This window comes from Sphingobacterium paludis, from assembly GCF_004364125.1.
Lineage (GTDB): Bacteria > Bacteroidota > Bacteroidia > Sphingobacteriales > Sphingobacteriaceae > Sphingobacterium > Sphingobacterium paludis.
Map to the genome: position 1 here is coordinate 259,688 of NZ_SNZV01000003.1, position 22,821 is coordinate 282,508.

The 22,821-nt window shown below is 41.2% G+C and carries 36 protein-coding genes and 1 tRNA gene; 6 read left to right on the forward strand and 31 right to left on the reverse strand.

The window, feature by feature from the left end; genetic code table 11:
- Positions 1-266: 266 nt before the first annotated feature.
- The 27 genes from B0I21_RS07190 to B0I21_RS07305 all read right to left on the reverse strand — a co-directional run bounded on the left by B0I21_RS07190 (position 267) and on the right by B0I21_RS07305 (position 13,701).
- The gene (locus B0I21_RS07190) at positions 267-1,169 is read right to left on the reverse strand and encodes a DNA cytosine methyltransferase (RefSeq protein ID WP_133639793.1); all 903 of its coding nucleotides are present in this window, start codon (positions 1,167-1,169) and stop codon (positions 267-269) included.
- Positions 1,170-1,216: 47 nt separating this feature from the next.
- Positions 1,217-1,432 carry a helix-turn-helix domain-containing protein gene (locus B0I21_RS07195; RefSeq protein ID WP_133639794.1) on the reverse strand — a complete coding sequence of 72 codons (216 nt, stop codon included), beginning with the start codon at positions 1,430-1,432 and terminating at the stop codon, positions 1,217-1,219.
- Entirely contained in the window at positions 1,432-2,607 is a 1,176-nt protein-coding gene (locus B0I21_RS07200; RefSeq protein ID WP_208292283.1) for a phosphoadenosine phosphosulfate reductase domain-containing protein, read from the reverse strand. Before B0I21_RS07200 ends, B0I21_RS07195 begins: the two co-directional genes overlap by 1 nt.
- Before the next feature lie 29 nt (positions 2,608-2,636).
- Positions 2,637-2,822 carry a hypothetical protein gene (locus tag B0I21_RS07205; RefSeq protein ID WP_133639795.1) on the reverse strand — a complete coding sequence of 62 codons (186 nt, stop codon included), beginning with the start codon at positions 2,820-2,822 and terminating at the stop codon, positions 2,637-2,639.
- Complete coding sequence (locus B0I21_RS20270) at positions 2,819-3,325, reverse strand: hypothetical protein (protein ID WP_133639796.1); 507 nt, start codon at positions 3,323-3,325, stop codon at positions 2,819-2,821. The genes B0I21_RS07205 and B0I21_RS20270 overlap by 4 nt, the downstream gene beginning before the upstream one ends.
- On the reverse strand, positions 3,318-3,770 hold the full coding sequence (locus B0I21_RS07215) for a hypothetical protein (protein ID WP_133639797.1): 453 nt from the start codon (positions 3,768-3,770) through the stop codon (positions 3,318-3,320). Before B0I21_RS07215 ends, B0I21_RS20270 begins: the two co-directional genes overlap by 8 nt.
- Positions 3,763-4,233, reverse strand: coding sequence for a hypothetical protein (locus B0I21_RS07220; protein ID WP_133639798.1), 471 nt, complete (start codon positions 4,231-4,233; stop codon positions 3,763-3,765). The genes B0I21_RS07215 and B0I21_RS07220 overlap by 8 nt, the downstream gene beginning before the upstream one ends.
- The gene (locus tag B0I21_RS07225) at positions 4,226-4,489 is read right to left on the reverse strand and encodes a hypothetical protein (protein WP_133639799.1); all 264 of its coding nucleotides are present in this window, start codon (positions 4,487-4,489) and stop codon (positions 4,226-4,228) included. Before B0I21_RS07225 ends, B0I21_RS07220 begins: the two co-directional genes overlap by 8 nt.
- An 80-nt stretch (positions 4,490-4,569) precedes the next feature.
- Positions 4,570-4,998, reverse strand: coding sequence for a hypothetical protein (locus B0I21_RS07230; RefSeq protein ID WP_133639800.1), 429 nt, complete (start codon positions 4,996-4,998; stop codon positions 4,570-4,572).
- A 48-nt stretch (positions 4,999-5,046) separates the two neighbouring features.
- Complete coding sequence (locus tag B0I21_RS07235) at positions 5,047-5,394, reverse strand: VRR-NUC domain-containing protein (protein WP_052072196.1); 348 nt, start codon at positions 5,392-5,394, stop codon at positions 5,047-5,049.
- A 424-nt stretch (positions 5,395-5,818) separates the two neighbouring features.
- Positions 5,819-6,019, reverse strand: a complete 201-nt coding sequence (locus tag B0I21_RS07240) for a hypothetical protein (RefSeq protein ID WP_037497434.1) — start codon at positions 6,017-6,019, stop codon at positions 5,819-5,821.
- Positions 6,006-6,677, reverse strand: coding sequence for a hypothetical protein (locus B0I21_RS07245; RefSeq protein ID WP_166637797.1), 672 nt, complete (start codon positions 6,675-6,677; stop codon positions 6,006-6,008). Before B0I21_RS07245 ends, B0I21_RS07240 begins: the two co-directional genes overlap by 14 nt.
- Positions 6,667-7,575: a hypothetical protein gene (locus B0I21_RS07250; RefSeq protein WP_133639802.1), complete on the reverse strand. Its 909-nt coding sequence runs from the start codon at positions 7,573-7,575 to the stop codon at positions 6,667-6,669. The genes B0I21_RS07245 and B0I21_RS07250 overlap by 11 nt, the downstream gene beginning before the upstream one ends.
- Complete coding sequence (locus B0I21_RS20540; protein WP_394346346.1) at positions 7,566-8,060, reverse strand: HNH endonuclease; 495 nt, start codon at positions 8,058-8,060, stop codon at positions 7,566-7,568. The genes B0I21_RS07250 and B0I21_RS20540 overlap by 10 nt, the downstream gene beginning before the upstream one ends.
- Before the next feature lie 12 nt (positions 8,061-8,072).
- On the reverse strand, positions 8,073-8,267 hold the full coding sequence (locus B0I21_RS07260) for a hypothetical protein (RefSeq protein ID WP_133639803.1): 195 nt from the start codon (positions 8,265-8,267) through the stop codon (positions 8,073-8,075).
- Entirely contained in the window at positions 8,245-8,400 is a 156-nt protein-coding gene (locus B0I21_RS20070; RefSeq protein WP_166637798.1) for a hypothetical protein, read from the reverse strand. Before B0I21_RS20070 ends, B0I21_RS07260 begins: the two co-directional genes overlap by 23 nt.
- A 178-nt stretch (positions 8,401-8,578) precedes the next feature.
- Complete coding sequence (locus B0I21_RS07265) at positions 8,579-8,935, reverse strand: hypothetical protein (protein WP_133639804.1); 357 nt, start codon at positions 8,933-8,935, stop codon at positions 8,579-8,581.
- Complete coding sequence (locus tag B0I21_RS07270) at positions 8,932-9,246, reverse strand: helix-turn-helix domain-containing protein (protein ID WP_166637799.1); 315 nt, start codon at positions 9,244-9,246, stop codon at positions 8,932-8,934. The genes B0I21_RS07265 and B0I21_RS07270 overlap by 4 nt, the downstream gene beginning before the upstream one ends.
- Complete coding sequence (locus B0I21_RS07275) at positions 9,239-9,766, reverse strand: nucleoside triphosphate pyrophosphohydrolase family protein (protein WP_133639806.1); 528 nt, start codon at positions 9,764-9,766, stop codon at positions 9,239-9,241. The genes B0I21_RS07270 and B0I21_RS07275 overlap by 8 nt, the downstream gene beginning before the upstream one ends.
- Positions 9,767-9,788: 22 nt before the next feature.
- Positions 9,789-10,160 (reverse strand): DUF3127 domain-containing protein, encoded by a 372-nt coding sequence (locus tag B0I21_RS07280; protein ID WP_133639807.1) that lies wholly within the window; start codon positions 10,158-10,160, stop codon positions 9,789-9,791.
- A gap of 11 nt (positions 10,161-10,171) precedes the next feature.
- Entirely contained in the window at positions 10,172-10,567 is a 396-nt protein-coding gene (locus tag B0I21_RS07285; RefSeq protein WP_133639808.1) for a hypothetical protein, read from the reverse strand.
- 165 nt (positions 10,568-10,732) lie between these two features.
- A complete protein-coding gene (locus B0I21_RS07290; RefSeq protein WP_133639809.1) occupies positions 10,733-11,305 on the reverse strand; it encodes a 3'-5' exonuclease in 573 nt (190 codons plus the stop codon).
- Between the two features lies 1 nt (position 11,306).
- Positions 11,307-12,176 (reverse strand): PD-(D/E)XK nuclease-like domain-containing protein, encoded by an 870-nt coding sequence (locus B0I21_RS07295; RefSeq protein WP_133639810.1) that lies wholly within the window; start codon positions 12,174-12,176, stop codon positions 11,307-11,309.
- A 2-nt stretch (positions 12,177-12,178) separates the two neighbouring features.
- Complete coding sequence (locus B0I21_RS07300) at positions 12,179-13,000, reverse strand: ERF family protein (RefSeq protein ID WP_133639811.1); 822 nt, start codon at positions 12,998-13,000, stop codon at positions 12,179-12,181.
- A 6-nt stretch (positions 13,001-13,006) separates the two neighbouring features.
- Complete coding sequence (locus B0I21_RS20075) at positions 13,007-13,171, reverse strand: hypothetical protein (protein WP_166637800.1); 165 nt, start codon at positions 13,169-13,171, stop codon at positions 13,007-13,009.
- Positions 13,172-13,205: 34 nt separating this feature from the next.
- Positions 13,206-13,367 carry a hypothetical protein gene (locus B0I21_RS20080; protein WP_166637801.1) on the reverse strand — a complete coding sequence of 54 codons (162 nt, stop codon included), beginning with the start codon at positions 13,365-13,367 and terminating at the stop codon, positions 13,206-13,208.
- Positions 13,348-13,701, reverse strand: coding sequence for a hypothetical protein (locus B0I21_RS07305; protein ID WP_208292285.1), 354 nt, complete (start codon positions 13,699-13,701; stop codon positions 13,348-13,350). Before B0I21_RS07305 ends, B0I21_RS20080 begins: the two co-directional genes overlap by 20 nt.
- Before the next feature lie 544 nt (positions 13,702-14,245).
- On the opposite strand from B0I21_RS07305, the gene B0I21_RS07310 reads away from it, so the two are divergent.
- Genes B0I21_RS07310 through B0I21_RS07320 form a run of 3 tightly spaced genes read left to right on the forward strand, consistent with a single transcriptional unit; the run spans position 14,246 to position 15,818 of the window.
- Positions 14,246-15,052: a S24 family peptidase gene (locus tag B0I21_RS07310; RefSeq protein ID WP_133639813.1), complete on the forward strand. Its 807-nt coding sequence runs from the start codon at positions 14,246-14,248 to the stop codon at positions 15,050-15,052.
- Positions 15,052-15,447 carry a hypothetical protein gene (locus tag B0I21_RS07315; RefSeq protein WP_133639814.1) on the forward strand — a complete coding sequence of 132 codons (396 nt, stop codon included), beginning with the start codon at positions 15,052-15,054 and terminating at the stop codon, positions 15,445-15,447. The genes B0I21_RS07310 and B0I21_RS07315 overlap by 1 nt, the downstream gene beginning before the upstream one ends.
- Positions 15,444-15,818, forward strand: coding sequence for a helix-turn-helix domain-containing protein (locus B0I21_RS07320; protein WP_133639815.1), 375 nt, complete (start codon positions 15,444-15,446; stop codon positions 15,816-15,818). The genes B0I21_RS07315 and B0I21_RS07320 overlap by 4 nt, the downstream gene beginning before the upstream one ends.
- Here B0I21_RS07320 and B0I21_RS07325 read toward each other — a convergent pair whose 3' ends face one another.
- Together B0I21_RS07325 and B0I21_RS07330 are read right to left on the reverse strand one after the other, a co-directional pair.
- Complete coding sequence (locus B0I21_RS07325; RefSeq protein ID WP_166637802.1) at positions 15,819-16,979, reverse strand: site-specific integrase; 1,161 nt, start codon at positions 16,977-16,979, stop codon at positions 15,819-15,821.
- A 265-nt stretch (positions 16,980-17,244) separates the two neighbouring features.
- A tRNA-Arg gene (locus B0I21_RS07330) sits at positions 17,245-17,316 on the reverse strand.
- Positions 17,317-17,493: 177 nt separating this feature from the next.
- On the opposite strand from B0I21_RS07330, the gene B0I21_RS07335 reads away from it, so the two are divergent.
- The 3 genes from B0I21_RS07335 to B0I21_RS07345 are packed head-to-tail and all read left to right on the forward strand — an operon-like array spanning position 17,494 to position 18,737.
- Complete coding sequence (locus B0I21_RS07335) at positions 17,494-18,126, forward strand: peroxiredoxin (RefSeq protein ID WP_133639817.1); 633 nt, start codon at positions 17,494-17,496, stop codon at positions 18,124-18,126.
- A gap of 58 nt (positions 18,127-18,184) precedes the next feature.
- Positions 18,185-18,499 carry a thioredoxin family protein gene (locus tag B0I21_RS07340; protein ID WP_133639818.1) on the forward strand — a complete coding sequence of 105 codons (315 nt, stop codon included), beginning with the start codon at positions 18,185-18,187 and terminating at the stop codon, positions 18,497-18,499.
- Positions 18,480-18,737: a DUF6952 family protein gene (locus B0I21_RS07345; protein WP_133639819.1), complete on the forward strand. Its 258-nt coding sequence runs from the start codon at positions 18,480-18,482 to the stop codon at positions 18,735-18,737. Before B0I21_RS07340 ends, B0I21_RS07345 begins: the two co-directional genes overlap by 20 nt.
- Before the next feature lie 407 nt (positions 18,738-19,144).
- Here B0I21_RS07345 and B0I21_RS07350 read toward each other — a convergent pair whose 3' ends face one another.
- Together B0I21_RS07350 and B0I21_RS07355 are read right to left on the reverse strand one after the other, a co-directional pair.
- Positions 19,145-19,417: a hypothetical protein gene (locus tag B0I21_RS07350; protein WP_133639820.1), complete on the reverse strand. Its 273-nt coding sequence runs from the start codon at positions 19,415-19,417 to the stop codon at positions 19,145-19,147.
- A 130-nt stretch (positions 19,418-19,547) separates the two neighbouring features.
- Complete coding sequence (locus B0I21_RS07355; protein ID WP_133639821.1) at positions 19,548-22,733, reverse strand: TonB-dependent receptor; 3,186 nt, start codon at positions 22,731-22,733, stop codon at positions 19,548-19,550.
- Between the last annotated feature and the right edge of the window lie 88 nt (positions 22,734-22,821).

The window sequence follows — 22,821 nt, forward strand, 5'->3', positions numbered from 1 at the left end:
AAATTTATTTTCACTTTTTTGGTCACTTTCATTTTTTGCATAGTATTTATGAGTATGAAGGGCATAATAGAGCCCTTGTTGATAAAATGAAAAATGATAACTACTTTAAAACAAGACTTTTAATGAAGTCTTTCGAGTTCCCCTTGAATTGGGTTGAGCAAACTATTGTTGATTCGCATGTTAGCAGAATGAAAGAGTTGATAGACTATAAGCCCAAACAATAGGATTGATGCAGCTACTGTGAGAATATTCATCGCAGTGGCTGCTTAATTAAAGTATCTCATGAGCTCTTTACCTGCCCATATTCCCATTTCCCTGGGCACACCGTTGCCGATGTACATGAAGTTCTTTTTGATGTCGCTGCCATCACCGTGTGTTGGAAAAACAAAGTCGTCTGGCACGCCTTGAAGCCTTGCGTACTCACGCACGGTGAACGGCCGCAACCCTCCAACGAAATTCTTATCGACGACTAGTCTTGTACCTTGATCTTTGCTGTAATGTGCTACACAAGTAGGCGCAAAGGAATTGCTATTTGAGGGATCGACGATTATGGGCTTATCGCGATATGCACCGTTCACGCGAGCATATACATTTTTCGGAATGCTCAACCGAGGATTTTTTTCCAAAATATCCTTTACGGTAGTTCTACGAACATTATCCGGTTGCCGAAAATTGAAAGGCTTTTTAGTTCCAATGATAATCACTCGTTTCCTGTCTTGCGGTAACCAATTCAGTGCGTTCACTGGACAAAATACCTGAACGTAGTATTGCGGTAACTTGGTCATTGCTTCGACGACTACCGGAAACTTCATCATTCCTGGAACGTTTTCAAGAACATAAGCCTCCGGCTGCTCGATGGCCACATGCCTAAAAAAGTGTAAGTATAGCTCATCGCCCGTCCGCACACCGTGTATGTCGCCGATATCGGAATATTTGGTACATGGGTACGTGCCTATTACTACGTCCGATTTAGTTTGTGGAGTCACCAGCATATCCTTAATATCCTCTGTAATGATATTGTGCGAGAAATACTGCGGATTCATTTTCATTATAGCAGTTGCGCCTTTGTCAATGTCTAAGGACTGGACGAAATTTAATCCGGCTTCCTGTAAACCGATTTCGAAAATGCCGATTCCTGAAAAATATCCTTTTGTAGTTGGTTTGTACATTATTGTAGGTTTAAACATGTATGTTATCACTGATATTGTCGATAATCTCAATTATCAGCGAATTCGTCGATATTCCAGTTTTTGCTTTGGAGGGTGATGGAAAATCCCTCGCGCCCTCGGTAGCCTAAGTACTTGATGTACCACCTTGAAACTGTTGCAACGGAGCACCCAAAATGTTGCGCAACCATCGCAATAGTGTTGCCTGCATGCAACAGTTCCATGGCTGCTGCTATCGTTTCTATGGGGTAGGTGTGAGGGTTCATTATGTAATGTCAAAAAATAAGTCAGGCTGTGAAGTCCCATCATTGAACCTCTGTAGAAAAGGTTCATCTCCTTTCTTCTCCGTTCCATCCCAGCCCTGCGGCCACGTGTTATTGCTAATCATCCGGCGAATAGCTGATTCCTCTTGATTGTTGATCAGGGAGATAGTGGGCTTTCCTTCACGTTCGGCGATCGTATTTATATCATTTTCGATATCTCTTACTTGTTGTAAGCCCCATAGGCGAGCTTCGAATGTCAGAGGCCCCATTCTATTTTGATTTTTAGCCAAATCACCGTCTTTCTTGATCTGAAGTTCTGTTTTACGCAGCCTATTATGTGGCTTCTTCAATTCCGCGTATATTTCTCTCAATCTCAGCAAAGGCGCGAGATATGCCCAAAAGGGATTCTTTATGGTAAGCAAGAGCGATAAATCTTTACTGGCAAGATTACAGCCAACGCATCCAGTTCTTGCGTTCTTCTCTTCCGCTTCATCTCCGCCATAACTGTCTGCTACCTGCTCTGTTTTCCAAGCTCCATACTTCGCCATTGGGGCGAATATTTTTAGCCAGTCCCATACTGAGCACACGCGCCAATGGAGAATCGGAGCAAGTTTATCACAGATAGAGTCCGGTGCAGTTAATTGGTACCAACCTTGTCCGCATTCAGCGCCATCCTTTCCGCAGCTCATAGAGATCCGGCCATCCCGTGCAGCGCTTTCGCCTTGCCGAACACCAGTGATCAATAGGAACTTTTCACCTTTCGATTTGTAAAGGCGCTCAAGATGCTTCATCATCGGATCAATTTTAAGTTTAGGAGTGCACCAGCGGAATGTGTTGGAAGGTGGAGGGACACCTTTGCCAAACATGTACACAAAAAATCTGTCTTCAATAGAAGCTGTAACAATATCGACACGGATTGATCGGTTCCGCAACTGATCACAGATCAACATTGCAGACATCCATAATGGTGTTAGCTCTAATCTCGTATCAGCGAGTAACACAGTTATTTTCTTGGGAGATTTTATCTGTCCTGATTCGATTAAATAAAGAACGAAGGTAAGTGTGGCTGTGCTATCCTTTCCTCCAGACCACGCGAATACCCAGTGATCATATTTAGGACCATAAGCATTCATCGATTGTACTGTTAACTCCTGTTGTTCCTGGAATGTGCTACGCATTGCTGAGAACATGTTTAGTTGTGTCTTACTCACTTTGCACCTCCTCTCTGGGTTTGATTTTTGGTAAACATCATTAATTGCGGACGAGGTTGGTTTAGCTCCTCGATGTCGCTTACTTCCTCTCTTTCCGGCGCTATATCCCAAACGCCAGGATGCACTTCCAGAGCAGGCGCTTCTACCTGCTCTAGGGATTGGATTACTTCGGGGCTATTCACTGGGGGCCTCCTTCTAAAACAATCCATCCTCGTTTAACTAATTCATCAACTGATAAGCCATAGGCAGGAAGCGCATAGCCTTTCGAACGGAGGTAGTCGTATACTTCTAGGTGGTTGTTTGAGTTCCATTCTGAACGCCCTTTATCTATCCACACAAGAAAATCGCCACCTCTATATCTAACGGTATAATTAAAACTGCCTCCAAACTCCATTACTAATTCGTCCCAAGCGTGATCTCCGTCAATCCTGCCCCTAACTTTAACATTCCCTTCAGTAAGCTTAGACATTGAGTCAGGCCGTTGAACCAATAACATTGCTATATAACAAGCATCTTCAGCAGTTATTCCTGATATGGGCTTAAGCCTTAAATGGCTTACATGGTGTATATTCCATTGTCCTACTTTGTCTATATGTTCGCCCTCGTGAGGATAAACTGCAAGGCAAACCCTTTGGCCCCAATAAATCGCGAAAAACTTTAATCTGTTTTCTACTGTATTATCCATTGCTCGAACCTCCTTCCAAAGTATTCATGTCAACAGCTAGGCCGGCAGCGATTAGGCCGAAAACGTCGAAGTGCTCTTTTACTAATTCATTGAAAACTTCATAGGGTGCCTGCACAATTCTCGATTGTTCAGGATTGTCAAGAAATGATTCTAGCCATTCCTGATAAGCGTCGCAATATGTATCAGTTTCTAAAACCAAAAATTCAATCTTAGTTTTGATTTCTCCGTTATGCTCTATCTCTTTGGTTAGGTCGGATAGGGGGCGAAGGATGGGTTTGTTTCCTAAGAAGTCACCGTACGTATTGCTGGATTGATTGGGTTCCATTAAAATTAAAAGCCCGTTAGCAGTGCCCTCAACTTGCAAAACTGTTTTTCCGTCAGGGCGCAATACTCTCAACCCATACGCCAAGTAAGGCGATATGTGTTCTAGTGTTAGCTTATCCATTGGTTACCTCGCTTTCCAAACTAGGTGATTCGACAAATCGCCATTCCAATACGGTTACATCACTGAATGAGTAGCCGAAATGAACGCCTTCGTTAGAATCTGAAGGAAGAACAAGTCTATCATATGGTATTCCTTTCCAGTGGCAGTTTCTCGACGCATCAGGATCGGTGGATAATTCCTGCGAATTCCTTTTGGCAAAATATATAGTCTGATTTCCTCTGTAAGATCTTTTTGCCCATACGAGGGTGTTAGGTGGCGGCAATTCAACTGCCGTCCTAATCCACTTACTTTGTTCTTCCAACTCAATCCCCTTAGCCTCAATAAAAGCCGTCAAAGCTTCCTCTCTCGTTGATGATTCCGTCAGCGCAAGGCCAAACGTTTCGTTTATCGTTCCGATATCCACACTACTAGCGTCATACATGGATATTAGGCGTATAGCCTGTTCTAATTGCTTTCTATTCATGCGTGGCCTCACTTTCTAAAAGTGTTGGCTTCTTTGATAAATCAACCTCGATAATCGGATGAAAAGGTCGCAAAGAGTCTAAAGCTTCTTTAGGCCGTAGCCATATGTCATACCCTACAGCAGTTGCAAAATGTCTTTCATCCGGGGCTACATACATAGCTGGCAGAATACCTGAACTATCTACAAATAGATAGGTACTCTCATCCGTAGGCATAGCTTCAACTACGCTTACAGGTGTCATTCCTGTTATTTTCATACAATAATTATTTTGTGTGTGTTACTTTAAATCAAAGGTATAAAAGCGTTCTTATATATCCAAATTATACTATATAATTTTTATACTTTTCCGTTATATTCTAAATTCTGCAAAACTAGTTCTTTAAAGTCTTTGTAAAATTTAAAGTGGTGTCGCCCACTGATTATATAGTAGGCGATGTATCGTCTATTGATGCTTAAGCTTGCGGATATTTCATCAAGCTTATTCCTGCGAAGTTGTTCATGGATGCCGAAAGTGGCATAGAACGGGCAATTCAATACGTAGAATATGTATACAACAGCACGATGTATATCCACGACATGGCGTGGTGTACGATTCAAATGAGCCGATTTTTCAGTCGGAACCTTCACTTTTGTGACCGCTTCATATCCGTCAATTACTTGCTGAGCGGAATAATCCTTTCTCGATTCTTCGCTAATTTTCTCAAATAGCGAATCGATGTGCCCAGCTAAATCGCTTGCAATTGCAGCGAGTATTTTAAGCTTCATTTTTTCGGCAACCATATAGAATATAATTTGTATAACTTTTAGTTATATCTAAGAGCACATAAATCTATCCACAGCGGAAATGAACTGATCCAAACTACGGCAAATGATTACTTTGTGCTTCAATGATCGCAAAACGCAATGTACAGCATCTTGTTTATCGCTGGTCTCGCTATTCTTTCGCTGAGTTTTCATTTCAATAAAGAGTATATCTCCCTTCTTAATGACCTGCAGATCCGGAAAGCCCGCTTTCAATCCCATTCGCTTAAGTCGACCGCCGGTCCGAGCATTACGCCTTCCCTCGTTCGGAATAGATACGATTAGGCCTAATCCCCTATTTTGGTACTTTAGCGTGAACCAGTCTACACAGGCTTTTTGTATTTCGCTCTCCGCCCCCATCAGATCCTACTTATCGAAAACCCATTTTCTTTTGCAAAATTAGGATTCTCTTCTATGAAGTTGTGACAGTTACGGCAAAGCGCTATAAATTTGCTTTCGTCTGTCAGTAGACCTCCCATTCTCCCTTGTGGATGATGAACATCCGTAGACCAATAGGTACATCCAGACAATCTTGCTTTACATGTGTTGTTTTGCTCCATAAAGATACGCCTTTTTTTAAGATACAATACATTTTGAGCTGCTCTTTTTTTACTTAAAAAACGTATGGGCTTCGCTTGTTTCTTAACAATCGTAATACCGGAGTCTACTATTTTCGACTTTTTGACGTCCTTTCTATGCTTCCAGTAGCAGTATTGGCATCGTGCTGCTGTCAATCTAGATTCCTTCGAGCAATCAACACACTTACCGATTTTCGCTTTGATCATTAGTTTAGTGATATTGTTGGAAGATCGCCAGATGCTTCCGAATTAATTTCCTCACTCGCGTTTCCAAATTCTAAGCGAAAGAACAGTTCAAGTCTTTCAGCTAATGCTTCCTTTTGCTCCTGGTTTAGTTTTAACAAACCTGTTTTGGTCGTTAAGATGTTGGGAAGTCTATTGACGATTTTCTGCTTAATGTTTTTCATTACTTTCGGTTTTAGTGATTATATTGTTAATTTTTCTTTCGATAAACGTGTCTACTGTGTACCGCTTGTTTCCGAACACCAAAAATCGAACGGTCGATACCTGTTGCCCATGCTTCCGGTATAGATTGTCAAATTGCTTTAGGCATCTCTGGTGGAAGAGTTCGGCTTCTGTAGGCGTGCGTGGTGCTGAGACATTTTGTTGAAACGGCCTCTTCTCGCCGATCGCGTCTTTCAGCGCCTGAACCACATCGGGATGATAGCCGGAGCCGATAGGATTATTCTTAACCACCTCCTTATCTCGCGCAACTCTCAGCTTTTCGTACTCGTTCATTCTGTCCTGATTGTATTCTTCCATCTTCTCAAGTATTAGCTGCCCGTCCATTCGATCATAAAAGCTTCCGTAATGTCCTAGCTTCATTTTGTCGAAAAATAGCTTTAGATCGGCTAAATTGAAGTGTGGGAAGTATTGCTGTATCATCTGAACGGTTTGCGCTAACTGAGAGCCATTGAAAGTCTTACCGACGTTAATGAACTCTATAAAGTCGGCAAGCATATCGACAAGAAGTGCTTTAATCTTCGTGTCGCCGTAGATCGATTTTAACTTACCCACTGATGGTACGTTCGATTTTATTGCCTGAACCGAAGTTCTAATCACCATTGCTGATAATTGACTTTGCAAGGCCTCTAAGGTTGGCCACTTCGTCAACTCGCTGTTGCCTGTTTTGACTTGTGCTAACTGCCTTTTGTCCTGTTGCATATTTTTGTTTATTTAAAATCCATTGATATTCGAATCCCCTCCAGCTGTATTCTGCGCATGCCTGAACCGCCATGGCTACAGGGTAGTTATTGCGTTCACATTCACTCAACAATTTGTTTAGTGCCGTTTCGGTGAAAGAAGCTTTCGCTGCAACCCGAACTTTTAGCCAGTCTTCCACATGTTGAGGATCCGCTCCTTTCATGACTAGTGCCAATCGAAACTCTGCCTTTCCAAATGCTTTTTCTTTTTTGGCGGAATTTTTTTCTTTTTCCTTTTCCGGATTATCTACATGATCAGAATCATCGTATGATTTTTGGTGCGCGGAAGCGCCAAATAAATCTTCTTCTTGACTTCTTTCATTTTTTTCTTTCTTAATATTCTTTACATTCTTGTTTGTGGTTAACCGCTGGTTACTCGTTGGTTTTCCGTTGGTTGTTTGATGGCTGCCAGTTGGTTGTGTTGTTGGTTGGTCATCATCCTTTTCTTGATACAAATCATAGTTAACGATCGATATAACGCTGTTTTTGTTGGTTGTTTTGATGGTTATCTCGTTGGTTGATTTTAGTTTATTCAACGATGTTCTAACCTGTTGTTCTGACATGCCTAACTCAGCTGACAAAACCATCCTTCCAGTCACCAAGTCGCCTCGCTTGATAATTGAACCTTTGTAGTTTTTATCCTTATGATTTGCCTTTAAAAGAAGATGTAGGAACATAATCTTTGTATTAGGGTCATCATACCATTCCCAGTCTAAAATGCTCCTATGGAGCTTAATCCACCCCAATGAGTTTAATGCCATTTGTTGCCTTTTCTTGAGTTGCAGCTTACGCAAAGTATCTGCATGTTCGATATGTTATTAGATCCGCCTTTAGAAAGAGGTCTAATATGGTCTATTGACAGATTCTTATCCGATCCGCAGTGTTGACAATTTTTTTGATTTTTATTGAGAGCAATAAAAAGCATTTTTCTAGACGATGCAAACGATTTACGCAGCTCTTCATACTCAGTATTACGGAAACGAATATCTCTGAGCTTTAGCAACATCATTTCGATGTATGCAATAGAATAGCCTTTTGACCTTCTTAGTTTCTTTAATCGTCTGTAGTGTCGTTTGAATAATCTCGAATTGTACTTAGCCAAGTATAACGTATCTAATCTAGAGTTATACACCGTTAAGTTAGCCGCGGATAAATGCAGGAAATTCCCCCATTTTGTATTTGGCAACGGGTTGCTGAATAAATCCAGATCTAGCACGTTAGACATTGTAAATAGATTTCTGCCCATAGTATTATTAATTTATTCCTGCCCTGTTCTTCTGCCGATCAAGAAGAATGTCATCGTGCTACACCCAATCGCCCAGGTTACTGCAATAAATGCGAAGGTGTACACGCCATCCTTAAAAGCAGCTACAGCTACCATAAAGAATAAAACGAGTATGCCGCCACTTATTACGACCTGTAGCATGCGCTTACTGATTGTTTGCCCATTCATTGATTACCTCCCCTTTTAAACGGTCAATAAACTCGGTTGTTAACGGCTGGATGCTATGCTCACAGCGTAGAAACATCCTATCATTCACATAGATTACGACCTCGTTTAGTACTTCGGTTATTCTTCCTATCATAATGTGACCATCATCATCAAGAGTGACCCACATTCCAACTTTTAAATTTTCCATATGATACCTAAGCCACTTTTCCATGACGGTCGCATCGTCCCGGAAGTGGGCAAATATTATTAGAAAACGTTATCGTGCAATGCGACTGCACACCTAATATAACTGGCATAACTTACAGTTATATTTAGAGATCCAAAGAATGGTGATCACTATCTATTTTCGATTTAAATAGCTCCTTCAATACTTGATTGATTTCAGGGAGAGATGAAAGGCCAAGCTTAAAAACAAGTTCGATCAAGTGATAAAGCTCGGACTTTTCATCAAAAACATTTTCTTCCCGCCTTTCAATCATCCTGATGTTATCCACTGCTAGAGTCGTTTTAATAGCGCTAGCGCTTTGCCGGATCCTATTAACATGATTCTTAATCGTACCAGCAGATCTAACAAACTCTAGCGAATGGTGTGTCAATAGACTACATACTTCCGATAGGTAATGAATTTTAACTGCGGTCAATGCACCGTCACCCTTTTGCTTTATCATCTTCTTTTTATTTTTCTGATGTCCAACTTACTGTAATTTTCGAGGTCTAGTTTTTTGAAATAGGTTCTCGACCCGATCTTAGTGTATGGAATTAGTTTTTCCCTTTTCCATCGATACAGAGCATTTTGCTTAATCTTTAAAAATACACAAGCTTCTTTAACGGTTAACAGCTCGTCGTCCGATTTTGGAGCAGCAGGAGCACTTTCATACTTTGCTTTTAGCTCTGCCATCTCTATCTCTAATGCTGACAGCTTCTCTAAAATCAAACCTACGGCAACCGGCACCTGCTCAAGCGTTTTAATATCACTCATTGGTTTTAATACCTCCTTTCGGCTTTTTTCTTGCTGGCTTGGCTGCTTGCAAAGAGTTAGCTTCGGTAGGATCATCTTTAACGAATACGCCGTCTACCATCTTACCAGTCCGCTTTGCAATAACATTGTATGCTGATTGCGTACATGATTCAATCGTTTGATTGTTCTCTTGGGCAACACGGTGCAACATCTCTTGTGCGCGAACTACATCAATAGTTACATCTTTGTTTTGGCAGATTTTCTTGAATATTTCAACGATCCAATTGATCAAGATAAATATTTTGGAATTGGCCAAGTCGCCGCTTTCTTTCGTGCTTTCGGCTAGCTTTTTCAGGATAACTAAAGTGACGTTCACGTCCCCAATCGCATCCACGATCTCTTCTTCGTTTTTTTGGACTAAAGCGGTAACCAATTCTGTAACCTCTTCAAAAGTCTTTGTTAACTGCTTTAAAGGCGATGAGCTATCGAAGATACCCTTATCTTGTGCCCAAGTGATGATGTTTTCGTTTAATTCTTTCATATTTTATTTTAATTGATGAATACTAGAATGGCAGATCATCGTCATCCGCGCTGCTTATGCCCATCGGCGGCAGATCGGCGTAACTAGGCGCGGTCGGCTGTGCTGGACGCTGAGCCTCCAATTTGTTAACGCGCCACGCTACAAGCGAATTAAAAAATGTGGTCACTCCATCTTTGTTGGTCCAGGGGCGACCGCGAAGATTAAATGATACTTCGACTTCATCGCCAATTTTCAAGTTGTCAAAAATGGAAACTCGATCTTGTGTAGCTTGAAAACTGATGTATTCTACAAATTGCGGATTCTCGGCATATGCGACAATCAAATCACGTTTTTTAAATGATTCTGTTATTTGTTGAGTGGGGTGTACTTCATGTACTCTTCCTTTTATTTCCATGTGCTTTATATTTACGTTGTTTGATACTTAGACTTTTCAAATTCCATTTTCATATATGAGATCATCGTTCGGAAACTCTCGATGGAATAGCTTATGTTTTTTGTGAACCGTTCTATTAGATTGTAATAGAAAAGTTCTTCTTTTGCCAATTCTGCGAATATCTGCTTTCGATCAGTGGCAGTATATTTTATGTATAGGCCGCTAACAAGTAAGCTAGCTATTTTGGCATTGTACAGCTGCTCGGCCAATGCTAGAGCGTATGAAGCGGTACTTTGAAGAGCGGCAAGCTCTTGTAGTTTACCTAGGAGCTCGTCGGGATTATCCCTGTCGATCTCTTGACTAATCGCATCACCAATCTGGGTAACTAGAATGATCAACTTTTCCAAGTTCTTTTCCGGATTTTCCATCAAAACGATCTTTTAATTGTTTTACGATTCCTGTTAATTGTCGGATGGTCACCAAATGTGTGACTTTATCCACTTCGCCTTTTACAAGGTTTTGCATTGCCGTGCTTTCGGCCTTTATTGATAGACTACTTGCGTTCTTTAGCAAACTATCAAGACTGCTTTGGATTATATCTTGCATAGCCTATAGTATGATTGTCGTGTCAATTCAATATCGTACATTGCATCATGCAATTTTGAAGGATCAACTTCAATACCTAGCTTGGACGCAACGGTTTTCAGTTTGAAGTCTGGCATTGTCGCGCGCTCGTCTTTAAACTTTTCTGATGCCATAGCACTTACATCAAGGCTGTTTCCCCAAAACCATGAAAAGAAATAGTTATCGCCGCATTGTTTAAACCATGCATTCATAAAGGGATCGTCAAAACCACTATTCCGAAAGCCGCAAAGATGAAATTTATCCTTCTTATCAAACTTGCTTACATATTTGCCAAGCATCTTTATAAATTGACCATATCCCTGGATCATGCCGGTGCCGTAACTTTCCAAATCTTCTCGCGTTACGTTGGCGATTTTCAATGCAGCGTCATCTATCACCGCATTTGGATTAGGTTTCATTCTGATATTAAAAGATTCTTTAGCGATACCATCAATGTCCACTACACCTGATAGTTGATGTATTCCATTCTTCCAGAACATGGTACCGGTCGTTTCTAGGTCATAAAAAAGTATTTTAGCCATTCTAATTTAAGTAAGGTGGAACATCCATTTTGTAAACCCCCTCTTCCGTATACGCTCTGTAATCGAAAGACTCATCAAAGTTTTCCTTATCCAAGCATTGCTTAAATTCCGTTACAAGCTTTTCAAAGATTGAAATACCCTTCATTACCAAATCTTCCATTAGGTGATGCACAGATACTTCACATTCGCGGTCGACTGCGATGATGTAATACGGTAGAACCTCGCCCACGGCGGTCGTATACACGCCGGCTTGAATGTGATAATTATTGTAGATGATATCCCGCTGGAACTTCCGTGGATCTGCATCCGTGCAAATTTTCAGATCTAGGATTATCTCGCCAAGTCCATCAAGAAAAGATGTGAACTTGATACCATCGTGCTCAAATTCTATTTTGTGCTCGGTTTGATGGATTTGGCTAAGTATGTGCTTTGCTGCTCGATTGCTTAGGACTGCTTTAGCCATACGTTTAGCTTGAAGAAATACGCCATAGGAAACAAGCTCTTTTTCGGGGTATATTTCTAATTGATTTGCTTTCCACTCTTTGTAGGCTTTAGTTGATCGAGGGCTAGCCCCGCCAATTTCCTTAACCATTTCTTCGTCGGTATAAAATGAGGCATTAATAGTATCCGGCTCTAAAACTAATGCATGAACAAGTTTTCCTAAAATCATCGAATCTGTAGTTTCGAAGCTCTTCATCTTGTAATTGATAAACGCGTTCGGGCTACGTTTGAATTTGGAAAGGGCAGAGTAGCTAAGTTTAGCTACCCCACTTTTAAATTCCTTGATTAGGGTTTTTATAAAAAGCTGTCTTTTTTCAGCTTCGGTCAGTTCGGGTGACGATATCGATGTTGTTAAATCAAATAAAGACATAGTTACGCTGTTTGTTTTTGTTGACCCTCTGCGTTAATAAACCCTTTTTTCTTAGCACTGAGCGCAGTCACGAATTCGCTATCGGTGTGTAGTATTTGGTGGTCGTCGAAAATAGTCGAAAGATCTTCCTTACTGCCAGCAAAATCGATGCGCTTCATTGCTATAAGCTTTAAGAAGTCCTTATTCTCATGTAGCTTGGCATTGTTGTTCCAAATGGTATTAAGAGCATCAACGGAAGCAACCTTTCCAATAACCTTTGGCAATGTAGGCGGTATGCCTACCGGAACCGATTCTTTTTGCGCTGCAGGCTTATCCGTAGTATTCTTGTCTTGGCTGGTCTGCGCTTTATCGCCCGGCACCGGATGATCATCGGAATGCGTATTGTCGGCATCTTCCAAAGTTCCTGTAGGCACCAAGAAAGTATAAAGCAAAGTGTTCTTCAATGCGTAGGTCGTTGCCTTTCCTGCTGATTTGTCCTGCGTATCTACCCCATGCCCATACCCTACAATTTCCATTGATTCGCCGGAAGTGTGCATAAGCATGTATTTGGTTTCTACCTCAGTAAAAACGGATTGCTTCGTTTTAGTCGTTGGATTGCCATTATAAGAAGTGTTTTCTTCCCACCGCTCAATTTTTGTAGTTGGCTTTATCTCGATAGGAAACAATACCAGTCCATTTTTTTCCATGACGGCGCCGATCGCGTGCTTTACATCTTTGTCAGACACCCCTTTGTAAGAATTGGTGCCCGATCCCACTGTCATATTTTTCTCAATGTTCTTTACTTCGGCCATCACGGCAAGCACTGCTTTAACTAGATTTTTCATAGCTAACTAGTATTTAAAGTGATAGACTGAACCTAATAAAACTGCTAGAATGAATAGCATGATCGCTACTAGCTGCAGGAAGAACAAGATCATTTCGTAAATGACGGCTCTTTCAACGGATGATAGATTTTCTTCTACCAAGCTGTTTAGATAATTAAATACATTTTTCATTTTGTGTGTGTTACTTTTATAATTAATATACTTCTTAGTTATATTTCAAAAACTGGTTTTGGATCGAACTGATGTCTTGATGATCAAAAAAATCTTCATATATTACTTCTACACCATCGACAATATTTATAAAGATCACTTCGATTCCGTGAGGAACTAGCTTGTAGATCATGTGGTCATACTTTGGAATACTCATATTGTATAATTATTTCCTGTGCGGCCTCAAGGGCTGCTAATTCTGCCTTCTCACTATCAAAATACTCGCTTTTCGGTTTTATAACTGCCTCTTCAATAATTGGCGATTCCCAGCCGCCAACTATTCTTTCTACACCTTGAGAAACATACTCTACCCTAACTGGTATCAATGATTGATCTTCGTAAAATCCATCATTGTACAACTCTACCGGAACGAAGAAAGCTGTAAGTCCTAAATCGTCACATTCGTGGTCAATAAATACAAAATCGTGATTGCTGCCACTAATTACTGTCAAATTTTCCATACCTTTGATCTGTGTTAATACATACACCATTATGGTGTGTGTTACTTTTAGCCCTGCTACAACAGGGCTTTTTGTTATTCGATAGTCAAAGATACAACTAAATACAATTAGATACAACTATAATTATATTTTTTATTTTATTATTTATTACGATATTGACATTTTGGCCGTATTATCGGCCGCTAACGCTTGTTCAGAACATTCCTGCGCCAAACTTTTACATATCCCCCGTCGACTTTTGTTCTGAATTTTATATCAGGAAAATCTTTCTTCAAAAGTTGAATAGTATTGCGTATAGACTGCTTTTTCGCTTCTGAAAGCTGTAAACATTGTTTTTCCGGAACCAACGATAAAAGACTTTCCCTCATAGTCAGTTGTATATTTTTGTCTAAAATTTCCATAAATGGTAATTAGGTACTATATTTGTTTAATACTGTTGTAAAATAAGTTATATGCGATTGTATTATTTGATACAACAAAAATACAATTACATACAATTTGAAACAAATATAATTGTATATAGTTTTCCACAATGCTTCAAAATTTAAAGACCGCCATCCGAGAAAAGTTCGTCATGCAAAAGCTGGCAGCCGAAGCGCTTGAGATGAATGCCGGAAATCTTACAAAGCTAATTAAGTCGACTCCGGAGGAGGCCGGTAGGATGAGAAACGAGACTATTTCCAAATTAGAAAGAGTCTTCTCGGAATACAATATCGAATGGATATTGGGACGATCGGAGATAAAATACAAAGAGGATGCGGAATTATCCCAGAGCGCCGCAGGACAAAATTCTTATAGCAAAATGCCCAACCCACAAGGTTCGGGCTTTTTACTTACAAATGGTAAAGGTTTAGGAGCTATTGCTGATGATGAGATGGCAATGTTCGATGATGAAGGCAACACTAAATTTTATGAAATTTCACCGGGGGTATATAGAATGAAAGTTCCGTTAGTGCCGGAAACCGCCAAAGCTGGATATCTAACAGGATTTGCGGACGCGGAGTATCTGGAAGATCAGGAATACATCGTTACTACTGTTTACAAATATCACAAGGGCAAGTACAGAGCATTTCGTGTTATCGGAGATAGCATGGACGTTGATCGTCGTACTACCTTCGTCCACGGAGACGTAATCATAGGTCGGGAGCTAAAAAAGGAACTTTGGAACTCTCGTTTCCATACCCATAAATATCCGTTCTACGTTTTTGTCACAAAGAACGACGGAATACTTTTTAAGGAGCTAACATCCCACGATGTTGAGAACGGAATACTGACACTCCATTCATTAAACGAGGATAAAGATGCTTTTCCGGATTTTGAACTGAACCTAGAAGACGTGGCTTTGGTATTCAACATTGTAAAAAGAGAATCAGAGATATAATGGCACCATATTTTGAAAACGTGAAAGACAAAATCGATCTTTCGGAGCTGGTTGAGAAGCATTTACAGGAGCGGGAAATATTTAAATCGACCGGCGATGAAAAAGTATTTTTAGTGTCAGGGAAACAGCCGCGTCCAAGTAGGACCAGGTTGGTATCCGTTAATGTGTTAGCTGCTCTAAAGGATACCGAAACCGGAAGCACTGAGGGTGTTTTAAACATCAACATTCAGGATCACGATACACTGTGGATAGAATACATCGGAGAATATATTCAATTGATAATGGACGAAGCGATTGTATCGAATTACCGTCTGACGTACAACAATGAACATTTATTCAAAGTTGCGGATGGCTTGTTTTTTAAAAATCTCAAATTTAACTTCTCTAAGATATGAGCGTGGATAAAGAGCTTAGTTATAAATCCGAAGCAGCTCGATTGGTTAAATTCCGCAAGAAGCATCAAATTTCCCAAGTGGAGCTGGCGGAATTATTAGGAACAAAACAACCGTACATTAGCCGAGTTGAAAAAGGCGAAAGCCCACTGATGTTTCATCATTTACGGATCCTTAGAAACAAGTATAAATTTAACATTAACTGGTACTGTACCGGTCAGGGTACCATGATATCTGGGGAGGAAGATAAATCAACGCTGATAGCTGACGTCACGACAGTTAAAAAAGACTATGAGGACCTGGGGAGGCAATACGACGAGCTTAAAAAGATCGTTTATAAGCTGGTACGCGATGTCTACGATAAAGGCGAATAGTTAAAGATTTAATTTATCCATCCATTCTGCTAGTAATTTAGATCGGTCTTCGTTAGTAGCCTTTATGTAATTCAGGAAGTCGGATTCTTTTTTGTGCCCTGTAGCTGACATTATCAAAAGATTCGGAATCCCTAATTTAAACATATTAGTTGCGTATGAGCGTCGCCCCGTGTGGCTTGAAATCATCGAGCTCCACATAATCAAATTTCCATCATCGTCAACACCGACCGCGCGATCTATACCTACAGCGTCCAAAGCGGCTATCTCCTTTATAGTCCTATTAAAATGCGGCATACTGCAAGTTTTTGGAAAACCATTCTCATATTTCGCTAAGACATCTCTCAGCTCCTTCATAATGGGTATGGTAACACGGCTCTCGGTCTTATTCTGCTTTGCGCGAATAAATCGATCGTCTATATCTGTAATAGTAAGCTGAGAAAAGTCGCTAAAGCGAAGCGCGGAGTAACAAGCAATCAAAAACATATCTCGCACGTGGTGATATCGTTCCGGTATTGTCGCCTCCTTTATAGATTTAATCTCGTCAAGTGTTAGATAGATAGCGTCTGAATCATAACTAGGAGTAATGAACCGCTTTGCTTTATGACCTTCATTGCTATGAAGCTTATCTTCATACGCTTCGTTCATAAAGGCTTTGATATCCTTAATCCGTGTCGCGAAAGTGCTCAAGGTATTTTTTCTTTCAGAAAGTATGAAGTTTCTATAATGGAGGTAAAAACTCAGGTTTATATCCTCAAAGCCCAAGCTTCGCAAACCGTAATAGCTCACGTAAGATTTTAAAGATGTTAGAGTAGTACCTGGGTTTCGTAAACTATTTGGCTTATAGTTTTGCCCTTGCCTAGGCCCCGAAACAATAGTTCTTAATCCATTGCGACGTTCGTCCAATAGCTTTTCACAATACTCAACAAATCCGATTGCTTTATCTTCCGGCTGGAACTGTTCGGGTTTAAATTGCTTATTGAGTTTAGCCTTCAGATCCGTAACTTCAAATACTCTGTCTTCAACAACTAACGAAACTACAAAAGCGATCATTTCGTCTAATCGGGTATTATATTGATCAGAAAATAGGAAGTTTTTTCTAACAGGCTTTTTGGAACTGCTCTCCCAATATTTATCATTAAAATGTTTTTCTTCAATACGCATACCAGTGTAGTATTCCAATCGGCTTTTACCACCATACGAGTAATAAAGCCACAACTGGCCATCATGCTCTTTTAGTCGTTTTTTAAAGTAAATTTTGGGTCTCGCCATAGTCGCACACAAGATTGCACACAAAAAAGTGTGTGCATAAAGATATTAAAGAATTTTAAAAGATATAAGTGGAAATTGAAAAAGCCCTCCGTGATTACGCTGAGGGCTTTTTAAGTAAGATAAGATATCGAATGATATTAATCGATACATAAGGTTGTAGCCCCGAGCAGAATCGAACTGCTATCAAATGTTTAGGAAACATCTATTCTATCCGTTGAACTACGGGGCCATTTACGCCAGACAAACGCCTTACAAAAATAGTCTTTTTATTGACTTTATTAAATAAACATATTCTATATCCAGTCAGCAGATACTATAGATTTTAACAATAGTTTATCAATATTTTTGATGTCGCTTGGCTTAAAAAAAGAGTATCTTTGTTGCACAAAAAGAAAGAACAAAATATATGAGTTTTACAGGTAAAAATTTCCCGAACATCACTGTTGATGCCATCGATTATTTAGGCGACAATATCGCGATCAATGTTTTTGAGAAAGCGCAAGCAGAGAACAAAAAGGTGTTATTATTTTGGTATCCGAAAGATTTCACGTTCGTTTGTCCTACAGAGTTACACGCTTTCCAAGAACAAGCTGAGGAATTTGCTAAACGTAATACGATCCTTATCGGTGCATCTTGCGATTCAGCAGAAGTTCACTTCGCATGGTTAAATACAGCCAAGGACAATGGTGGTATCGAAGGTGTAGAATATCCATTGATTGCTGATACAAACCGCAACCTATCAAGCGTATTGGGTATATTGGAAATGAAGGAAGTTGAACATCCAGAATACGGTACCTTAGTAGAAGGTTCTGCAGTAAGCTACCGCGCAACGTATCTAATCGATGAGACCGGTAAAGTATTCCACGAGTCTGTTAACGATATGCCACTTGGTCGTAACGTAAAAGAATATCTTCGTTTAGTAGACGCCTATACGCATGTTCAGAAACATGGCGAGGTTTGTCCAGCAAACTGGGAAGAAGGCAAAGAAGCAATGAACGCTACGCGCGATGGTGTTGCTTCATACCTATCGGCCAACTAATAAAACATTTATCAGCGCGGGGAGCAACTCTGCTCTCCTCGCTATTAACACACATCACATGTTACAAGAATTAGAGAATGACTCTTTACACGATGTTGTAGGGAGTAATGATATTGTATTGGTTCAATATTCAGCATCGTGGTGCGGAAACTGCCGCATTATGAAGCCAAAGTTTAAAAAGCTCGCAGCAGAGCACGACGATCTATCTTTCGTTATCGTGGATGCAGAGAAATTTCCGGAATCAAGGAAGCTAGCAAACGTAGACAATTTACCGACATTTGCAGCCTTTAAAAACGGAACATTAATCAATCAGGTGCAAACAAACAAAATTGATGGCTTAATCGACCTTTTAAATGAAGTTACCCGTAATTAAACACCTGCTGGATTTCATCGAGCAAAACGATGTTGATTTCGTATTGGAAACCATAGAGACGTTAGAAGCCTTGACCGAAGTTCCTTCGCTTAAAGATGAAGAGCTTGATGTTATCGGCGAACTGATATCCAATATGTATGGAGCCGTTGAGGTTAACAAATCCATTAAAGAAGGCGTCGCAAAAAAAGAGGCCCTGAATGGATTTATGCAGCGCGTTTTAGGATCGATCGACAAATAAATTCGGGGAGAGGAAATAGGTTTGAAGACAGCATCATAAGGGCACAAGCCTGGCTGTTGTTTATAACTTCAATGGTGTGGAAAAGTTTTTCTTGTAAGCGCCTGACTATTCCTAGCTATTTATCCTATTTTTACTAATACTAAAGGTTACTATTTTAAAACTGTCGACGGCTACCGTTAGTTTTTTAAAAACTCAAATTGCTGATTTGGAAGTTTAGACAAAAGATTTTTAATTGTTGGTAAGAGGACTCTAATGGCGATTGGAGTCCTCTTATTTTTTACACAGTATTTGTTTCTAGCTCAGACACCTGCTGTGATCCCTGGACAACATCGCGCTGAAAGATCGTTCACCTCGTATTATCCAATCAAACGGCGAGCTCAATAATAGTTCAAATACACTCCACCACCTTAAATCCCGACAGCTAACTCGACCCAAATAATAAGGAATAAAAGAAATACACCTACGCTATACATGATCCGATGAGATTTGACAGGAACTTTGCGCCACAAAAGTTCCAACATAGCGCCGCCTGCGACTAATAGTATCGCAGCGGCCATAAAATCAAGTGCCGTCCAATTTACTTCGTCGGTAAATTGCATTGCGATCAGGGGTATACATAAGATCCCGCTGATGATAGATAGCATAAGCATGAGCCTATTGGATGGAGATATCATTTTCATTTTTAAATAAATTTAAAGTTCTTTGATTTTCAAAGTTCAAAAATGTTTTTGATATTTCCAATTTAAAAATAAAGGCTGCCTCAGAAACGAGACAGCCTATCGTATAGAGGTGGGATATTAGCGAAATGAATTAGAATGCGTACCGTGCACCAATCTGTAACTGCCATGGATTTCCGTTAAATCCGGCTATGCCTTGGGTATTCACTTGGTAGCGAAACTCTTGCGCAGCGGGGTCGAAGCCTGTAACGCGATACAGCGCCGTATTGCCATAAGCTCTATACACACCCCATTCTTTATTGAGCATGTTGGCGACGTTGAATACATCCACCGAAAGTTCCACGCCATGCGTTTTGTAAAATTTGATCTCTTTAGCCAACCGCAGGTCGATGGTACCATAAAACTCATTAATACCGCCATTGCGTTCTGCAATTTGTCCAGAAGCCGAGCGGATAAAATCTTTGATGCTCTGACTGGCATCCGGATTATCCAAAATCGTTTGCAGGCCTGTTCTTAGAATCTCGGGCGTGTTGGGATTTTGGTAGTCAAATACGAAGGCTAAGTCATTGGATGAGGTTACAAAATCACCATTCGTATTACCACCAGAAAGTAAGCTATAGCGGGTACCGCCTGTTCCCGTAAAACGAAGACCTATTTTCACGCCGTAAAACGTAGGTGCAGTACCATAAGCTACAACCTTATGCCGGAAATGGTTTGATGAATAAGTAATGGCGCGAAGATCCCGCGGATCATCTACTACGGGCTGCGAAAGCGTTGCCGAGTTGGCTACATTTCCGTTAAATGACGTGTTGTCTTTGGTGTCGTTCCACGTGTAACTCGCTGTAATCTCGCCATCTCCATAGTAGCGGTATGTACCATCCAACACAACCGCAAATTGATTTACTTTACCCACGCTCGTGAGCTCTAAAACGCGGCCCAGCTGGTCTGACTTCCGTCCGTCTTGCCAGTTTGCTGGTTCTGCGTTGGTTGGCATCGCGTCTACGGGAACATACACGCCTCGGTTAGCCTCATTCGCTAACCTGAAAAACGGATCATCTACCATATTGCGGTCTATATACGTGTAGTTGTTACGCGCCAAACTCATATAGGCAGACAGGCCTAACTTGAAGCGATCGGTTAGGAACTTATTGTAGGACAAATTGGCTTTATACACTGTCGGTACTTTCGCATTTTCACCCGTATAGTTGATCGTGGCCAGCTGATGCTGCGCAAGCGTCGGGATACTGCCCTGATTTGCTCTGTAGGCATTAAAATCGGGTCTCGGTACATCAGCTCCACGCACATCGACGGTCGCGAAATTTGACCCATCAAACGTGAGGTTATTGATAATCATATAGTTATTAATATCAGAAGCAAAGATCCCGGCGCCGGCACGTAGATAGTCTGTTTGATTTTCGTTGATATCCCAGTTAAACTGTATCCGTGGCTGCACGATAAACGAAGCAAGCTGATTGTCTGTGCGAATACCCAATTGATCGAAAACCAATTGGTTGAACGTTGCTTTCGGATATGCAGCATAATCCATCCGCAAGCCGGCAGTCATTTCCAAGCCGGCCGCGATATTTTTGCGCATCTGCCCGTAAAGTCCAACGTTCATAATTGTTCCGCGGACGGTCACATCATCTTTTAGCGGAACCTCTCTGTAGAAACGATATGGATTTAGGTTATCAAAATTTTGAATAGCTGTTAATTCTTGTGCCTGGTCGCTACTGAAGTGAAACCTTCCGTTCACCTCGGAACCATACACGGAGTTCGATTGCGTCGCCATAAGATCAACCCCGAACGTGTATTTGGCAAATTCGGTATCGTAGAATAGATTGTTTGTGAGTTGAAAAACATGGTTGCGGAAACTTTCCTGCCCGAAACGGTGCCCGCCCAGTTGTATGGACGTCGATAGGTTGTTTCCGTTAATATTCGACACCAAATCGTCTACGATGGCTCGAGGAATATACCCGCTCCCGATCTGGGCATTTTGTGTACTGTTTTGGTAAACATATAAATGCTGCACCTTAAGCTCATTGGTGATGCGCGGCGAGATGGATGTCCGTAGGGTGGCAAGAAAGCTATTGTCAAAGTTCTTGTCATTACCGTAGGATTCGAGTAGATTGATGTTCGAGTTATCGCCCAAGCCCAACGGGTTGTAGTCATACGTCAAGTTGTTTCGAATGGTCAGGAGGTTTTTCTCATTAATCTGCCAATCCAGGCGAAGAAATCCGGCGTCGGATGTTCTCTTTTTATCGATAGACCCTGTTTGCTGCTGTGCAGATACACCGTACTTGCCTCGTGCGATCTCCAGGTAACGATCTAGCGTCGGCTGGTTGATGCGGTAAAGGACTTCGTCTGCCGGCGATTGTACATCGGCAATTAGTAAGGATCTATTATCCTGCTGCCTGTCCCATACTAGAAAAAAGTGCAATTTATCTTTGATAATAGGTCCACCCAAAGAAAAGCCATATTGATTCGTCGTATAGTTTCCTATGCGGTTATTACCGCGGATATCATAGTTACTGGTCAACCAATCTGCGCGGCTGAAGAAAAACGCAGAACCCGTCAGCTGGTTGGTACCCGATTTGGTGGCGGCGCTTATCGTACCTCCGCCACTACGCCCAAACGTCACGTCATATTGGTTGGTCACCACCTTAAATTCCCGCACGGCCTCCATAGAAACCGAATACGGAGCACCACTACGGGAGGTCGTCGATCCCGAAGAGGTTGGGTTTTTGGCATTCATACCATCAATGGTAAAGTTTGTGGACGATCCAAGCTGGCCGGCAATACTTCCGCCATTGGTTAATGGCGATAAATCCGTAAGTACCGTGAAGTTTCGACCATTTACAGGGAGTGTATTGATATCTTTGGTTGAAAACGCCGTTGCTGCTCCCAGGTAATCGCGTGTGTTTTTCAAGCCGGAGGCGTTGATCTCTACCGCGTCCAAAGAAACATTGTTTGCAAGGAGCTGAATGTTTACCTGTGCAACATCGCCCTGATTGAGGGTGATGTTTGTGACCATACCTTCACCTTCTTGCACATGCGTTGCTGTGACGGTGTACGGCCCACCCAACGGAAGCTGCTTGATGTCGTAATTTCCGCCCTCATTTGTTACAGAAGTTGTCGTGAACCCGGTAGACTCGTTACGAACCCGGATGGTGGCTCCAGCGACATGTAGCTGACTTGCATTGGTGATGACGCCGCGTATGGAGGCTTGTGTACCTTGTGCTGAGGTGTTAAACTGCAACATAACACCTATAAAGGCGAGAAAAAAACAGCGCAGAAATTGCTTATTGGGTGATGGAACCATGACGTGCTTTATTGTTTTACGTGAACACAAAGCTATTCATGGCATGTTAACTCCATAGCAAGTCTGTTTTAAGTATTTGTTAACACAA

Bases quoted from the DNA above. Each gene is read 5' to 3' on its own strand.
- B0I21_RS07190 (WP_133639793.1), bottom strand. From the start codon at position 1,169: ATGTACAAACCAACTACAAAAGGATATTTTTCAGGAATCGGCATTTTC.
- B0I21_RS07195 (WP_133639794.1), bottom strand. From the start codon at position 1,432: ATGAACCCTCACACCTACCCCATAGAAACGATAGCAGCAGCCATGGAA.
- B0I21_RS07200 (WP_208292283.1), bottom strand. From the start codon at position 2,607: ATGCGTAGCACATTCCAGGAACAACAGGAGTTAACAGTACAATCGATG.
- B0I21_RS20270 (WP_133639796.1), bottom strand. From the start codon at position 3,325: ATGGATAATACAGTAGAAAACAGATTAAAGTTTTTCGCGATTTATTGG.
- B0I21_RS07215 (WP_133639797.1), bottom strand. From the start codon at position 3,770: ATGGATAAGCTAACACTAGAACACATATCGCCTTACTTGGCGTATGGG.
- B0I21_RS07220 (WP_133639798.1), bottom strand. From the start codon at position 4,233: ATGAATAGAAAGCAATTAGAACAGGCTATACGCCTAATATCCATGTAT.
- B0I21_RS07225 (WP_133639799.1), bottom strand. From the start codon at position 4,489: ATGAAAATAACAGGAATGACACCTGTAAGCGTAGTTGAAGCTATGCCT.
- B0I21_RS07230 (WP_133639800.1), bottom strand. From the start codon at position 4,998: ATGAAGCTTAAAATACTCGCTGCAATTGCAAGCGATTTAGCTGGGCAC.
- B0I21_RS07235 (WP_052072196.1), bottom strand. From the start codon at position 5,394: ATGGGGGCGGAGAGCGAAATACAAAAAGCCTGTGTAGACTGGTTCACG.
- B0I21_RS07240 (WP_037497434.1), bottom strand. From the start codon at position 6,019: ATGAAAAACATTAAGCAGAAAATCGTCAATAGACTTCCCAACATCTTA.
- B0I21_RS07245 (WP_166637797.1), bottom strand. From the start codon at position 6,677: ATGGTGATTAGAACTTCGGTTCAGGCAATAAAATCGAACGTACCATCA.
- B0I21_RS07250 (WP_133639802.1), bottom strand. From the start codon at position 7,575: ATGGCATTAAACTCATTGGGGTGGATTAAGCTCCATAGGAGCATTTTA.
- B0I21_RS20540 (WP_394346346.1), bottom strand. From the start codon at position 8,060: ATGGGCAGAAATCTATTTACAATGTCTAACGTGCTAGATCTGGATTTA.
- B0I21_RS07260 (WP_133639803.1), bottom strand. From the start codon at position 8,267: ATGAATGGGCAAACAATCAGTAAGCGCATGCTACAGGTCGTAATAAGT.
- B0I21_RS20070 (WP_166637798.1), bottom strand. From the start codon at position 8,400: ATGATAGGAAGAATAACCGAAGTACTAAACGAGGTCGTAATCTATGTG.
- B0I21_RS07265 (WP_133639804.1), bottom strand. From the start codon at position 8,935: ATGATAAAGCAAAAGGGTGACGGTGCATTGACCGCAGTTAAAATTCAT.
- B0I21_RS07270 (WP_166637799.1), bottom strand. From the start codon at position 9,246: ATGAGTGATATTAAAACGCTTGAGCAGGTGCCGGTTGCCGTAGGTTTG.
- B0I21_RS07275 (WP_133639806.1), bottom strand. From the start codon at position 9,766: ATGAAAGAATTAAACGAAAACATCATCACTTGGGCACAAGATAAGGGT.
- B0I21_RS07280 (WP_133639807.1), bottom strand. From the start codon at position 10,160: ATGGAAATAAAAGGAAGAGTACATGAAGTACACCCCACTCAACAAATA.
- B0I21_RS07285 (WP_133639808.1), bottom strand. From the start codon at position 10,567: ATGGAAAATCCGGAAAAGAACTTGGAAAAGTTGATCATTCTAGTTACC.
- B0I21_RS07290 (WP_133639809.1), bottom strand. From the start codon at position 11,305: ATGGCTAAAATACTTTTTTATGACCTAGAAACGACCGGTACCATGTTC.
- B0I21_RS07295 (WP_133639810.1), bottom strand. From the start codon at position 12,176: ATGTCTTTATTTGATTTAACAACATCGATATCGTCACCCGAACTGACC.
- B0I21_RS07300 (WP_133639811.1), bottom strand. From the start codon at position 13,000: ATGAAAAATCTAGTTAAAGCAGTGCTTGCCGTGATGGCCGAAGTAAAG.
- B0I21_RS20075 (WP_166637800.1), bottom strand. From the start codon at position 13,171: ATGAAAAATGTATTTAATTATCTAAACAGCTTGGTAGAAGAAAATCTA.
- B0I21_RS20080 (WP_166637801.1), bottom strand. From the start codon at position 13,367: ATGAGTATTCCAAAGTATGACCACATGATCTACAAGCTAGTTCCTCAC.
- B0I21_RS07305 (WP_208292285.1), bottom strand. From the start codon at position 13,701: ATGGTGTATGTATTAACACAGATCAAAGGTATGGAAAATTTGACAGTA.
- B0I21_RS07310 (WP_133639813.1), top strand. From the start codon at position 14,246: ATGCAAAAGCTGGCAGCCGAAGCGCTTGAGATGAATGCCGGAAATCTT.
- B0I21_RS07315 (WP_133639814.1), top strand. From the start codon at position 15,052: ATGGCACCATATTTTGAAAACGTGAAAGACAAAATCGATCTTTCGGAG.
- B0I21_RS07320 (WP_133639815.1), top strand. From the start codon at position 15,444: ATGAGCGTGGATAAAGAGCTTAGTTATAAATCCGAAGCAGCTCGATTG.
- B0I21_RS07325 (WP_166637802.1), bottom strand. From the start codon at position 16,979: ATGCGTATTGAAGAAAAACATTTTAATGATAAATATTGGGAGAGCAGT.
- B0I21_RS07335 (WP_133639817.1), top strand. From the start codon at position 17,494: ATGAGTTTTACAGGTAAAAATTTCCCGAACATCACTGTTGATGCCATC.
- B0I21_RS07340 (WP_133639818.1), top strand. From the start codon at position 18,185: ATGTTACAAGAATTAGAGAATGACTCTTTACACGATGTTGTAGGGAGT.
- B0I21_RS07345 (WP_133639819.1), top strand. From the start codon at position 18,480: ATGAAGTTACCCGTAATTAAACACCTGCTGGATTTCATCGAGCAAAAC.
- B0I21_RS07350 (WP_133639820.1), bottom strand. From the start codon at position 19,417: ATGAAAATGATATCTCCATCCAATAGGCTCATGCTTATGCTATCTATC.
- B0I21_RS07355 (WP_133639821.1), bottom strand. From the start codon at position 22,733: ATGGTTCCATCACCCAATAAGCAATTTCTGCGCTGTTTTTTTCTCGCC.